Raw genomic sequence first — 13,221 nt, forward strand, 5'->3', positions numbered from 1 at the left:
TGCTGTTTAGTAGCCGGTGATCTGGCTGAGGTTAGGGTTGGAAAGAATTTCGGAGGCCGGAATCGGAAAGAGATTGTACTTCTCTTCGGTGGTGCGTCCCTCGGCGACGCCGCCCTTCCAGGGCCAGATACCCTCGGTGGAGAATACGCCGAAGCGAATGCGGTCGGTCCGCCGCTGGGCTTCCCAGTAGAGTTCGCGGCCCCGCTCGGCGAGGATGAAGTCGAGGTCGAGGTCGGCGTCCGTGATGTTGCCGCCCGTGCCGTCGTAGGCCCGTTCGCGCAGCTCGTTGATCAGTTCCACGGCCCGTTCGCGGCTGCCGGTACCGCTCCGGAGGACCTCCTCGGCGTACATGAGGTAGCCGTCGGCCAGACGGAAGAACGGATAGTCGGTGTCCGGGAAGCGGGGGTCACTGCCGGCCACGCCGTCGCTGGTGATGTTGGTGTACTTAGTCACCGCATACCCCTGGGTAAATTCCGAGATATTGTCGATCTCCAGCGTCTGCCCGTCCGTGTAGAATAGCGCGCGCTCATCCGTTGCGCCGGACGCATCGTCGAACAGGTTGACCAGGCCGCTGGTGGCCCGCAGACCGAACCATCCCCCGTCGATGCCGTAGTTGGCCGGATCCATCGATCCGCCCACCGGCGCGTGGGTGAGGTAGGTAAGCCCCCCGAAACCTTGAATGAACTGCCCGTCAAAGGGCACGGCCCAGATGAGCTCATCGGACAGGTTGTTGTCCGCTCCGAAGAGGTCGGCGTAGTTTTCCTCGAGCGTGTAGGCCTCGGAGTCGATCAGTTGTTCGAGGACGGCTACGGCATCCGCGTGCCGGTCGACGTCGGCGTACACTTGTCCGTTCTGGTACAGCTTGGCGAGCAGCATATACAGCGCGCCGCGGTCGACGCGTCCGTACTCGGCGGTTCCCACCGCCGGCAGATCGTTTTCGATGGCTTCGAGCTCGTTGACGATGAAGGTATACACCTCGGCGCGGGGACGCGGCGAGGGCGGGTCACCGCCGATCACGTCTTCCTCGGTGTAGAAGATGACGTCACCGAAAAAGTCAATGGCGTGCCAGTAGCTCAGCGCGCGCAGGAAGCGGGCCTCGGCGCGAAACTCGGTGACGGTCGGACGGAAGCCCTCACGGATACCGCGTGCGTCCAGTTTCTCCGGTGTGGTCTCCCGCAGAAATTCGTTGGCCTGGCTGACCTGGAAGAAGATCCGGTAGTACATGGCCCGGATGAACTGATTGTTGCTGGTCCAGCTCTGGTAAACGAGCTCCGGCAAGCCCGCGTCGTTCCAGGCGATGACGGCCTCTTCCGTAGGCAACTCCTGGAGTTGCCAGAACTGCCGCAGGTAATTGGAGAAACCTTCGTCGAGACTCTGGATGTCGCTGGCGCCGGAGGGGCCCTGCTGGCCGGTGACGGCCAGGCCCGCGTACAATTTGGCCAGGAAGGCCTCGTAGTTCTCCTCCTCGCTGAAGACGAGATCGGGGGACGACTTGTCCAGCGGCTGCAGGTCCAGGTCGGTACACGCCGATAAGCCCGCGATCAGGAGCAGTAGCAGCAGAAGTGTACGGTTTTGCATGATGGATATAATTGACGCCCCGGGGGGGCGGGTGGTTAAGGGAAAGGGGGGAATTACAGGCCGAAGCGGGCACCCAGCGTAAAGGTGCGGGCGCGGGGGAAGGGGGAGTTGTCGATACCGTTCCCCTCGGGGTCGTTGCCGCTGTAGTTCGTCAGGATAAAGAGGTTCTGCGCGGTAGCGTAGATGCCCATCGTAGTGCCGTTGCCGAACAGGGCGCCGAAGTCGTAATCGAGCGACAGGTTGTCCAGGCGCAGGAAGCTGCCGTCCTGCAGGTAGTAGTCGCTGTAGTACTGGGGAGCCCGGAAGCGGGTGTAGACTACACTCTGGTGTACGTTGGTCACGTAGCCGGAGCCGAGGCTGATCTGGTTGAAGTTACCGGCGTTGGACGCTGCGTTGTTGTAGACGTAGTTGCCGAGGTTGCCCCGCAGCGTGAAGCTCAGGCCGAGCCGGCCGTAGCGGGCGTTGGCCGTGAAACCGAGCAGCACGTCGGGCATGGGGGCCTCGTTGATTACGAAGTCCTGGTCGTTGATCACCCCGTCGCCGTTGATGTCCTCGTAGATGTCGAGGCCATTAGTGAGGCCGTCGTCGTTCCAGTCCACGCCGTCCCGGAGCGGGCGACCGTCCTCCCCGTACTTCTGCTGGTAGAGGTAGAAGGAGTAGGGCGTTTCTCCCACGCGCAGCAGCTGTACGGTATTACCTACGCCGCCGGCGATGCCGCCCGTCTGGATATCGGCGCTGCCGAAGCCGTCGAGGCGGGTGATCTCCGTGCTTTGGAAGCTTACGTTGCCCGTCAGGTCGAGGGTGAAGCGTTCCTTATCGACGGCTACCCCGTTGAGCGTGAACTCCACGCCGCGGTTCTCGAGGGCGCCGATGTTGGTCAGGACGCGGTCGGACAGGTTGGTGCCGGCCGGCACGTTGACCACGAAGAGCAGGTCGTCGGTGGTCTTCTGGTAGTATTCCACGATGCCGCTCAGGCGGTTATTGAAGAAGCCGAAATCGACCCCTACGTTGAGGCTCGACGTCTCTTCCCACTTCAGTCCGGCGTCGTAGGCGTTCGGGCGAACGGTAGATACGTAGCGGTCGCCGAATTGGTACTGGGCGCGCTGGTCGCCGTACTGGTAGACGGCAAGGTAGCCGAAGTTGCCGATCTCCTGGTTGCCCGTCACGCCGTATCCTACCCGGACCTTGAGGTCGGAGAAGGTGCTACCCAGGCCGGCGGCAAAGTCCTCCTGGAGCACCCGCCAGGCGAGGGCGGCGGAGGGGAACAGGCCCCAGCGGTTGTCCTCTCCGAAGCGGCTGGAACCGTCGCGCCGCAGCGAGGCGGTGATGAGGTAGCGCTCGTCGATGTTGTAGTTGAGGCGACCGAAGAAGGAGATCAGCCGGTTCGGCTCTACGGTATTGAAGGCAAAGATGTCTTCGGCTACGCCGGGGTTGGCCGTACCGAAGGCATCGGTCGTCAGGTTCTGGCCGGTGATGGAGGGGCCTTCGAAGTAAAAGTCCTGGTAGGAGTAGCCTAGCTGCAGGCTGGCGCGGTGGGTACCGAAGTCGGTGGCGTAGGTCAGGTAGGTATCCAGCAGTTTGCTGGTGCGCAAATTGTTGGTGATGGTAAATTCACCGTTGTACCCGTTGGTGGCCAGGGTGGCGTAGGTGGTCGGTACGAAGCGGTTGCTCTGTCCGCTGTTGATGTCGAAGCCGAGGACAGTCTTATAGCTCAGGCCGGGGATCAGGTCGTCGAATTTGTACTCGATGTCCAGGTTGCCGATGCCGCGGTAGGTTTGCCCGACGTTGCTGATCTGCTCGGTAGCGCTGACCGGGTTGCGGGGGGCCAGGGTGTTCCCGTACTCGAAGAAGCCGGCGTAGGTCGGGTCATCCGCGTAGATGGGCTGGGTCGGATCGAAGTCCAGGGCCGCGTTGATGACGCCGGGGTCGAATACGTTGTTGGTATTGGCCCCCTTCAGGCTGGCGCCGACGATCAGCTTGTCGTTGAACAGGTTCTGGGTGAAGTTGGCGTTGAGGCTGATGCGCTCGGTCTCCGCCCCGCGGATGACGCCCTGCAGTTGCTGGTAGCCGGCCGACACGCGGTAGGTATTGGTTTCGCCGCCACCGCTGATGCTCAGGTTCTCCTGGGTACCGTAGCCGGTCTGGGTGAGCTCGTCGAACCAGTTGGTGTTGGCGTTACCCAGTACGGAGAGCCGGGCCGGGGCCGCGAAGGTGACTACGTTGCGGAAGTCTTCGGTAGACAGGTTTTGCTGCCGGTTGACGACCGTCGACATCGTCCCTTCGGCGCGGAAGGTGATGGACGGGGCACCGGACTTGCCCTTCTTGGTCGTGATGAGGATGACGCCGTTGGCGCCGCGCGAGCCGTAGATAGCCGCGGCCGACGCGTCCTTGAGGACGGTCATGGAGGCGATGTCGTCGGGGTTGAGGAAGTTGAGGGGGCTGCGACCGCCGGCCACGCCACCCTGCTGGTCCAGGGGCACCCCGTCGACCACGTACAGGGGGTCGTTGGTGGCATTGATGGAGGTACCGCCGCGGATCCGGACGGTGGGCCCTTCTCCGGGGTTACCACTGTTGCTGCTGATGTTGACGCCGGCGATCTTGCCGGAAATCAGGTTCGTGGGCGATACGATGGCGCCCTTGTTGAAGGTTTCCTCCTCGATCGTATTGACCGAGCCGGTGAGGTCGTCCTTCTTGACCGCGCCGTAGCCTACCACGACTACCTCTTCCAGTAGCTCTCCGGCCTGCAGGGCCAGATCGATGGTGGTGCGGCCCGCAATGGCCTGCGTAACGGTGGGGTAGCCGGTGTAGCTGAACTGCAGCTCGGTGACGCCCTCCGGTACGTCGAGGCTGTACATACCGTCAAAGTCAGTGATCGTTCCCGTAGAGGTACCTACGGCCAGGATACTGGCTCCGATGAGTGGGTCACCGCTTTCCTGGTCGGTAAGCGTACCGCTGACGGTGGTCTGCGCCACCAGCAATAGGGACGAGCCCAGCAGTAGCACCACCGTGAATAGCGGGCGCAGATAAGTAATGGCTGCTTTCATTATCTTAGTTGATTGATGATCGAACGTCTCCACATAATGTGGAGAAAAGGGGCGCAAATATCGCATTTTTCCCGAAAGACCGCTAAGATATATTTAGCCGACCGGCCAACCGCCTCAAAACCTAGCACTTAGCGGCCCGCAGACTTATTCCTCCCGCTCCAGCCCCCGCAGTTGTGCCCGGCGACCGACTGCCGCGATTTGCTCCTTCAGGTGCCCGGCCGTATCAATTTCGAGCAGGCTTCCCAGCGAAAGCGCAAACCCCACCACCCAGGCCGTGAACGCCAGTACGAAGAGGAAATAGTAGCAGAAGGCTTGTAGCATCACGTTGCGCGCGTCGATGGTACCCCCGTCGGTGTAGATCACCCAGTCGAGGAACTCAAACAGGTAGCCGCCGAGTACCGAATCCAGCAGGAAGGTCAGTGGCAGGCCGATCACGACCAGCACCAGCAGGAATCCGTAGCTGTGCCCCAGGTTGGTGTATACCTTGCGGAAGACAACGGGTACGGACAGGCCCCAGATATAGGTACCTACCCCCAGCATCAGCAGGAACGGAAAGGTGAGAAAGGTGACGAAGGCGACCGTCACCCCCCCGAAGGCGAAGGTGAGGGCCAGCAGCCCGCTGACGGCCAGCAACCGCCCCTCGCGCTCCCAGCTGCGGGCGGTGGGCACCAGGTCGGTGTGGCGCAGCACCGCCCCGAGGCCGAGGTGGAGCATCCCGTAGAACCCGAGCGCGACCAGCGCCGTGTACGAGAGGGAGCGGGAGCGGCCATAGGAGGTCATCAGCTCGTAGACGTTTTCCACGTCGCCGGCTATGTAGGCCACGAAATGGTAGCGGTATACCGGGTCGGGGCCGAAGGCAAAGGAGAGCCCGCAGAACGCCAGGGTGAGCAGTAGCGCCCCCCCCAGGATACGCGGCAGCCCCCGCCGGTAGACGGCGAAGGTGGCCGTAAGCTGCTCCCCGAGCGACCGGATGCGCAGTACTTCCGGCGGGCCGGTGACCGGAGCGGGCCGGCGGCCGGCCCGGAAGGGGGCGGGGCGGCGGACTACCACCCGGGGATAGATCACGTAGTACCACACGATAAACCCGAAACACAACAGGATGAAGACCAGGCGTAGGCTCTCCGGCAGGTCGGTTTGCCGGGTCACGAAGCCCTCCAGGAATCCGGCGAGCACGAAGAGCGGTACCGTTCCCAGCATGATCTTCACCCCCGCCCGGGCCGAACGCGCAAACGCCTGCAGGCGGGTATACGTACCGGGAAAGAGCAGCCCGCTGCCGAGGGTGAGACCGGCACCGCCGGCAATGACGATACTGCTGATCTCCAGGGCCCCGTGAATCCAGATGGTCAGCAGGCTCTCCCGGAACACGCCCGTATCCGACACCACGTAGAGCAGGGCGGCGAACACGGGCTGTAGCCCCTCGCCGCCGGCGGTCAGCACCCAGCTCACCGCCCGCAGTCCCCACTCCGTAGCCGGCGCTACGGCGAGCGTGCCGTAGTCGCCCTGGGCGTAGAAAAAGTATTGAAATACCCCGAGCATCACTCCGTTACGAACCAGCATCATCACGCTGCCGACGCCCCCGAAGATGCCGGCCACGAAGGTCAGCAGGGCCACAAGCAGGTTATTCAGGGTGATGTGGAGGCTCATGTCGAGGCGATCGCGCGACTTATACACGGCCATCGGATCCCCCGCTTCGATGTTGGCCTCCGTCATGGCGACGTAGTCCGGTCCCAGAATGGTTTCCGCGAAGGCCGGGTCGATACGGTAGCTGACCACTCCGATCAGCATCGCCAAAACAAAGGTGAGCAGGGCCGCGAACAGGTAACGGCGGGCACCGTGGACCACCCGCGGCAACTCGTCCGTCCAGAAGGTATAAAACTGGCGCACCTCCCCGCGGCGGCCCCGGTACAGCTGCAGGAAGGTCCGCTGGGCCAGGCCGTTCAGGTAGACCCGCACGGAGCGGTTGGGGTAGAAGGTGCGGGAGATCGACAGGTCGTCGGTGGTGTGGACGTACAACTGATTAAGCAGGTCCGGATCCTGGTCGGAGCGCTTGAGCGACTCCTCGTAGCGCTCCCACTTGTCCTTATTCCGCTTTATGAACTCGGTCTCCCGCACGCTGTCTATTGCTGTCCGGTCAGGCGCAGGGCCTCCTGGATCTCGATGCGCTGGCCGTTATTCATAGCCACGACGAACGCATCGCGTACGCCCATCTGCTTCAGCCGGTCGCGCAGGTTCGCCGCGTTCTGGTAGGTGCGGAAGCGGCTCACGACCACCTTCTGCATGCCGTTCTGGTCGGTGAGGTCGAGGGCGTCACCGGTGGCCATATCGGCGTCGACGCGGTTCTGGGCGTAGGCACCCAGCTGCACCTGGAAGATCACCCCCTGCACCTTGGGCTGGTCGGTAATCACCTCGTCGGGGCGCTGGTTGGCCTCGAGGGTAGCGACCTGCTGACGCAGCTGCTGGATCTCCTGGTACGCTTGCTCGGCGGAAGCTTCGGCGGTAGTGACCTGGTTCTGTAGCTCGCCGGCCTCGCTTTCGTAGCTGCCCACCTGCTGCCGCAGGCTCGCAAGTTCGGTCTGGCTCCGTTCGCAGTCCGCTACGAAGTCGCGAAGGGCGGAGGGGTTTTCGCGGTATTCTGCGGCGCGGGCGTTCCAGTCGGTGCCGTCTTCCCCGATGACCGGGGCTACTTTGGGGGAACAGCCGACGGCCAGCAGCACGGTCAGCAGGAGGTAGGTAATTCGATGCATCAGTAAGTATGGATTTTGACCAAAGGTAACGTCCCGCGGGTCTTCGGTGGTATCGTGTCACGACGGGGTAAATCCACGCTGGGAATTTATTTAGACTCCGTACAGATAATGCACTTTGCGTATCTTCGCGCTGTTACGAAGCTGACCAATCCCTCATCGCCATGCCCTTTCCCGTCCCCGCCGCCGCTTCCCTTTTTGAGGTTGGTCAATCCGGCACCATCGAGCGCTTCACCAACGAGTACCTCGCGGGAAAGCTGCTGGACATTGGGGTGCGCCCCGGCTCCCGGCTGCGGGTGGTCCGGAAATCTCCCTTCGGCGGCAGCTGGTACGTCAAGATCGACCGCCAGTGCCTGGCATTGCGTAAGAAAGAGCTTGCATGCATAATGGTCAAATAAAGGCCACTCCCGTCGTCGGCCTGGTCGGCAACCCGAACAGCGGCAAATCTTCCCTCTTCAACGTGCTTACGGGCCTGCGGCAGCGGATCGGCAACTTCCCCGGCGTCACGGTGGAAAAGAAAGCCGGCATGCTCCGGCTTCCGGGTCTGCCGGTAGTAGAGCTTATCGATTTCCCTGGCGCCTACAGCTGTTACCCCACCAGCCTCGACGAGCGCCTCGTGGTGCAGGAGCTGACCAACCCCGAGGGAGACCTTTTCCCGGATGCTATCCTCTACGTGGCCGATATCACGAAGCTGGACAAGCACCTCCTACTCTTCACGCAATTGCGCGACCTCGACCTTCCCATGGTCCTGGTCCTCAACATGGCCGACCGCATGGACAAGGACGGCCTGACGGTTGACATTCCCAAGCTCAGCAAGCAGCTCGACGTCCCCGTCGTGCCCGTCAGCAGCCGGGACCACCGCGGCATCACCGAGCTCAAGGAATCCATTACCGGCCTCCTGCTCGACCCCGGACACTACCGCCCGCGGCAGGCCTTCTACGAGCCCGGAGCGGGCACCCGCGACGTGCTGGCCGAACTGCGCCTCGAGCTGCCGGCACGCAACGACTACCACGCCCTGCTCCTTACCCACCACGCCCCCTGGCTCCGGCACATCGCCGAGCCCACCCGCCACCGGGTACAGCAAGCCCGGGTGCGACACGGCTTTCACAGCCTCCGCGCCCAGGTAGAGGAGACCATGGACCGCTATAACACCTTCGAACCTATCGTGCGCGGGGCCGTGCGCCACGCCGGCGACGCTACCTCCTTCAGCGACCGCATCGACCGCGTGGTGACCCACCCCATCTTCGGCCCGATCCTGTTCGTTGCCATCATGCTGCTGTTGTTTCAGGCACTGTTCGCCTGGGCCAGCGTGCCGATGGACCTCATCGAGTTGACCTTCGGCACGCTCGGGGAGTCGATCCGGAATACCCTATCGGAAGGCTGGTTCACCGACCTGCTGGTCGACGGCATCATCGCCGGATTAGGCGGCGTGCTCGTGTTCCTGCCGCAGATCGCCATCCTGTTCTTCTTTATTGCCATCCTGGAAGAGGTTGGCTACCTCGCCCGCGCCGCCTACCTATTCGACAGCCTGATGCAGCGCTTCGGCCTCAACGGTCGCTCGGTGGTGGCCCTGATCAGCGGGCACGCCTGCGCTATACCGGCCATCATGAGTACCCGCACCATCGCCAACTGGAAGGAACGCCTCCTTACCATCCTCGTGACCCCCCTCACGTCGTGTTCGGCCCGCATACCGGTGTACGTGATCCTGATCTCCTTCGCGGTACCGCCGGTGGTATACCTCGACGGCCTGATCGGCCTGCAGGGTCTCGCCTTTGCTGGCCTTTACTTTCTCGGCATTGCGGGGGCCATGCTCTCTGCCCTGGCGTTCAAGTTCCTGCTCAATACCCCCGAACGCAGTTTCCTGATGCTCGAGCTGCCCGAGTACCGCGTCCCGGTGTGGCGAAACGTGGGTACTACCGTGTGGCAGAAGTCAAAGACCTTCGTCCTGGAGGCGGGCAAGATCATCATGATAATAAGCATCGTCCTCTGGGCCGCATCGACCTACGGCCCCGCCGACGAGATGGCCGCCGCCGAGGCAGAGGTCATGGAACGGGCGGGAACGCAGGAGCTGTCCAACGAGGAAACCGCGAACCTGCTCGCCTCCGAGCGCCTGGAGGCTAGCTACGCCGGCCACCTCGGCAAGTTTATCGAGCCGGTGATCCGCCCGCTGGGCTACGACTGGAAGATGGGCATCGCACTCCTTACCAGTTTTGCGGCACGGGAGGTTTTCGTAGGTACCATGGCCACTATTTACAGCGTGGGCAGCAGCGACGACGAATTCCGGATCCGGGAGCGGTTGGCGGAGGAACGCAACCCGATCACGGGCGAGCCGGTCTATAACCGGGCTACCGCCTGGAGCCTGCTCATCTTTTACGTCTTTGCGATGATGTGCATGTCGACGCTCGCAGTTACCAAGCGTGAAACCAATGGCTGGAAGTGGCCGATCGTGCAGTTCACCTTCATGACTGCCATCGCTTACCTTGGGGCGATGATCGTGTACCAGCTGCTGGCCTGATCCCGACCGGATGCCCCGCGGAGAGTACCTTTAGCCGCTTACCTATCCTACGTCGTTGCGCCACTTCCTTCTCCTGTGCTGCCTCCTCGTCACCGTCGCCGGTCTGCCCGCTCAGGCCGGTGAGCCGACTGTCCCGGTCGCCCGGGAGCAGGCGGGCGACACCTCGCAGAATCCCTTCGACCTCTACCCTACCCGCCCGGAGCCGGAGCGGTTCCGTCCGGTGCCGGTTGATCCCACGGTACCACCGCCCACCGGAAGCGAGTCGGTGGTTTTCATCCACCTGCTCCTGCTGCTGATGCTGGCCAGCCTGTGGGTGCTGTTTCGGAACCTGCTGGTGCAATGCTTTACGGCTACCCTCAACGACAATATGATGACGCAGCTCTACCGGCGGCGCTCCGGGGGGCAGATCTCCGCCCTTTGGCTCTGCTACCTGCTGTTTTTATTGTCGGCCGGATTCTATCTCTACCTTTTTGCTATCTACTACGGACTGGCGTTTCCCGGTGGGGTGTGGCTGGGGTGGCTGGTCAGCGCGCTGGTGGTCGCGTCCGTGGTGGGATTGAAGTTTTTCGTCCTGCTCCTGCTCGGCCGGGTGTTCCCCCTGCGGCGGGAACTAAGCCGGTATACCTTCGTTTTGATGGTCTTCTCCATCCTGTCGGGTATCGTGCTGGTCCCCCTCAACCTGCTGGTCAGCTACGCTCCCGAAGCCTACCGTTCGTTCTTCCTCCTGGCGGGTGCCGCGGTCCTGGTACTTATCTATTTGGTTCACCTGGTACGGGGTCTATTCATTGCTAACCACTACGTTGGCAGTCGTCCGCTACACTTTTTCTTGTATATTTGCACTATTGAAATAGCCCCGCTGCTAGTGGTTTACCGCTATCTGTCGCACACATTGACCTAGGTCCAGCCCTACACACCAACAGCTTATTTTACAACGCACACCTCCTATGGCGGCTGAAAGTCAACCCTCCCAGGAAGCCTACAAGCCCGTACGTACCATTTTGGTTTCACAGCCTGAACCCGAACGCAGCCCGTTCGCCAAGCTGGAAGAAAAGTACGGGCTGAAGATCGACTGGCGTCCCTTCATCGAAGTAAAGGGGCTCTCCGAGAAGGAGTTCCGCAAGGAACGGATCCGCCCCGATGAGTACTCAGCGGTCATCTTCACCTCCAAGCTGGCCATCGAGCACTTTTTTCGCCTCTGCAAGGCCCTGCGCATCGAGATGAGCCAGGAAACGAAGTACTACTGCATGACGGAGGCAATCGCCAACTACCTGCAGAAGTTCATCGTGTACCGCAAGCGAAAGGTCTTCTACGGCCAGCGCACGATCCAGGACCTGGCTCCTACCCTCAAGAAACACCGCAGCAAGGAGAAATTCCTGCTGCCTACCGGCAACCTCGGCTCCGAGTTCGTCTCCCAGTACCTCGACGAGAACAACTTCGACTGGACGCCGGCCCTCATGTACCTCACCGTCTCCGCCGACCTCAGCGACCTTGAAGACGTATTCTACGACGTACTGATCTTCTACAGCCCCCTCGGCATCGATTCGCTGTACGAGAACTTCCCGGACTTCAAGCAGCGGGATACGCGTCTCGCCGTGGCCGGCCGCAAGACGACCGCGGCCGTGGAGCGCCACGGACTTACCGTCAATATCGCCCCCAACCCTCCCCAGGTACCGAGCATGGGCATGGCATTGGAGAACTACCTCAAGCAGTCCAACAAAAAGTAAATGGACGCTACCGCGCCGGGTGCCGACCGCCTGCAGCGGATCCGTACACGTCTGCACAACGGTGACCTGCCCGGCTACGCCGTGCAGGAGCGTATGGGTCACGCCCTGCGACAGCACCACCGCGAAGCCCCCACCAACGCCCGGGCGGCGGCGGTACTCGCGCTCTTCTATCCCATCGACGGCGTACTCCACCTGCTCTTCATCCAGCGGACCAGCCCGCCCGGCGACCGCCACGGCGGACAGGTATCCTTTCCCGGCGGAGCCGCCGATCCCATCGACCGTAACGCGGCAGCCACCGCACTGCGCGAGGCCCGCGAGGAAGTCGGCGTCGACCCGCAATCCGTCGAGCTCCTCGGCGAACTCACACCGCTCTACATACCAATCAGTAATTTCCTGGTCAACCCCTTCGTAGGCTACACTCCCGTACGTCCCGACTTTATCCTGCAAACCAGCGAGGTACAGCGTATCCTGGAACTTCCCTTCGTAGGCTTCTTCGGCCCGCAGGCGGTTGCCTACCGCGACAAAACCCTCTACAACGGGCGTATCCTCGAGGAAGTTCCCCACTGGGAGGTCTCCGGAGAGTCCGTCTGGGGGGCTACGGCCATGATGGTAGGGGAACTGGTGGAGATGGGGAGATAGTACTGTAGTTCTGTAGTTCTGTAGTTCTGTAGTTCTTTAGTTCTGTAGTCGCCCACTGCTGATGCGTCCGGCTACCAGCGAGCGATACTACAGAACTATCAGCGAGCACAGCGAGCGCTACTACCGAACTACAGAACTACCAGCGAGCACAGCGAGCGATACTACAGAACTACAGAACTACCAGCGAGCACAGCGAGCGATACTACCGAACTACCAGCGAGCACAGCGAGCGATACTACCGAACTACAGAACTACCAGCGAGCACAGCGAGCGCTACTACTAAGCAAACCCCTTAAATACCTCGCTAAGCATGAAGGCTTCCTCTTCCAGAAAACTTTCGAGGGAGCGTTCCTTCTTGGGGTGATCGGTTACCGGGGCCTCCTTCATCTCTGATCGCACCTCGCGGAGGACGCTGTAAAAGAGTACAGGCTCGCGCACGAGCAGGTCGCGGATGGCGGCCTTGAGTCTGGCGCGGCCTTCGGTGTCGGGGGTGGTGTCCATATGTGCTGACTTGGGTAGTGCTATAACCCCGGCGCGACGGTGATGTTGGCGGCAAACCAGGCGCGGCAGGCTTCGAGGCTCACTTGGCCGGCGGCCACCTCAAGGGTGAAGTTGATCAGCATTTCGTTTCTCGTGCCCGCTAACTTTGGAAAAAGCCGTCCTTCGACTATCACCTGCTGGATGTCCCTGGATAGATCACTTCCGTTCAGGCGGAGAAACAGTTTTGCTGCCTCCTATCCAGTACGCTTATTTCCGTCTTGGAACACATGGTTGCTGATTATGCTGAACATGTACACCGCAGCCTTGTCATGAAGTGCCGGGTAAAGCGAGTCTCCAAAAACCACACTGCTTACTGATTCTACGAGATAATCAAGAGATTGAGCATGCAAGAGATTATTAGGTGATACAAAATGTCCTCCGAAGCGCTGAACCGTGGCGTGGTTGATGTAAATCACCTCTTCTTTGCTCAGGTAACCCAT

The 13,221-nt window shown here is 61.6% G+C and carries 10 protein-coding genes and 1 pseudogene; 5 read left to right on the plus strand and 6 right to left on the minus strand.

Features of this window, described 5'->3' with window-relative positions; genetic code table 11:
- Positions 1-6 precede the first annotated feature (6 nt).
- From DQG19_RS10880 to DQG19_RS10895, 4 genes and pseudogenes are all read right to left on the minus strand, one after another.
- Positions 7-1,578 carry a RagB/SusD family nutrient uptake outer membrane protein gene (locus DQG19_RS10880; RefSeq protein WP_116126282.1) on the minus strand — a complete coding sequence of 524 codons (1,572 nt, stop codon included), beginning with the start codon at positions 1,576-1,578 and terminating at the stop codon, positions 7-9.
- A gap of 53 nt (positions 1,579-1,631) precedes the next feature.
- Positions 1,632-4,622 (minus strand): SusC/RagA family TonB-linked outer membrane protein, encoded by a 2,991-nt coding sequence (locus tag DQG19_RS10885; RefSeq protein WP_157974450.1) that lies wholly within the window; start codon positions 4,620-4,622, stop codon positions 1,632-1,634.
- 1,053 nt (positions 4,623-5,675) lie between these two features.
- Positions 5,676-6,734, minus strand: a pseudogene (locus DQG19_RS21630) (stage II sporulation protein M); the annotation flags it as partial.
- 5 nt (positions 6,735-6,739) lie between these two features.
- On the minus strand, positions 6,740-7,366 hold the full coding sequence (locus DQG19_RS10895; protein WP_116126284.1) for a hypothetical protein: 627 nt from the start codon (positions 7,364-7,366) through the stop codon (positions 6,740-6,742).
- Between the two features lie 161 nt (positions 7,367-7,527).
- On the opposite strand from DQG19_RS10895, the gene DQG19_RS10900 reads away from it, so the two are divergent.
- From DQG19_RS10900 to DQG19_RS10920, 5 genes are read left to right on the plus strand one after another with little or no spacing between them, the layout of a single operon-like run.
- Positions 7,528-7,761 (plus strand): ferrous iron transport protein A, encoded by a 234-nt coding sequence (locus tag DQG19_RS10900; RefSeq protein WP_116126457.1) that lies wholly within the window; start codon positions 7,528-7,530, stop codon positions 7,759-7,761.
- On the plus strand, positions 7,743-9,878 hold the full coding sequence (gene feoB, locus DQG19_RS10905; RefSeq protein WP_116126285.1) for a ferrous iron transport protein B: 2,136 nt from the start codon (positions 7,743-7,745) through the stop codon (positions 9,876-9,878). The genes DQG19_RS10900 and feoB overlap by 19 nt, the downstream gene beginning before the upstream one ends.
- A 55-nt stretch (positions 9,879-9,933) precedes the next feature.
- Positions 9,934-10,776 carry a DUF4271 domain-containing protein gene (locus DQG19_RS10910; protein WP_116126286.1) on the plus strand — a complete coding sequence of 281 codons (843 nt, stop codon included), beginning with the start codon at positions 9,934-9,936 and terminating at the stop codon, positions 10,774-10,776.
- A 46-nt stretch (positions 10,777-10,822) separates the two neighbouring features.
- Positions 10,823-11,602 (plus strand): uroporphyrinogen-III synthase, encoded by a 780-nt coding sequence (locus DQG19_RS10915; RefSeq protein ID WP_116126287.1) that lies wholly within the window; start codon positions 10,823-10,825, stop codon positions 11,600-11,602.
- Positions 11,603-12,241 carry an NUDIX hydrolase gene (locus DQG19_RS10920; protein ID WP_116126288.1) on the plus strand — a complete coding sequence of 213 codons (639 nt, stop codon included), beginning with the start codon at positions 11,603-11,605 and terminating at the stop codon, positions 12,239-12,241.
- A 279-nt stretch (positions 12,242-12,520) separates the two neighbouring features.
- Here the strand turns inward: DQG19_RS10920 and DQG19_RS10925 are convergent, their stop codons facing one another.
- Entirely contained in the window at positions 12,521-12,742 is a 222-nt protein-coding gene (locus tag DQG19_RS10925) for a hypothetical protein (protein ID WP_116126289.1), read from the minus strand.
- Positions 12,743-12,975: 233 nt separating this feature from the next.
- Positions 12,976-13,221 carry a Fic family protein gene (locus DQG19_RS21635; protein ID WP_116126290.1) on the minus strand — a complete coding sequence of 82 codons (246 nt, stop codon included), beginning with the start codon at positions 13,219-13,221 and terminating at the stop codon, positions 12,976-12,978.

Origin of the sequence: Lewinella sp. IMCC34183 (assembly GCF_003390915.1) — a bacterium.
GTDB lineage: Bacteria > Bacteroidota > Bacteroidia > Chitinophagales > Saprospiraceae > Neolewinella.